This window comes from Streptomyces sp. BE20 (assembly GCF_036322525.1).
Lineage (GTDB): Bacteria > Actinomycetota > Actinomycetes > Streptomycetales > Streptomycetaceae > Kitasatospora.
In genome coordinates, this window is sequence record NZ_JAQYWW010000250.1 from 1 (window position 1) to 255 (window position 255).

Genomic DNA, 255 nt, shown 5'->3' on the forward strand with positions numbered 1-255 from the left:
CCTCCACGACAGCCAGGCCCTGATACCGCTTGTCGACGCCATCCCGCCGATCCGCTCACGGCGCGGACCGCGACGCCGCCGTCCCGGCAAGCTGCACGGCGACAAAGCCTACGACCACCGCTTCATCCGTGCCTACCTGCGACGACGGCAGATCCCGGCCCGCATCGCCCGCCGAGGCGTCGAGTCCTCCCAGCGCCTCGGCCGCCACCGTTGGGTGATCGAGCGCACCGTCGCCTGGCTCGGCGGCTTCCGCCG

The 255-nt window shown here is 72.9% G+C and carries 1 protein-coding gene; it reads left to right on the forward strand.

What is annotated here, in order from left to right:
• Positions 1-255 (forward strand): transposase (locus PUR61_RS45055; RefSeq protein WP_329874753.1); only part of this gene is annotated, 255 nt, incomplete at both ends.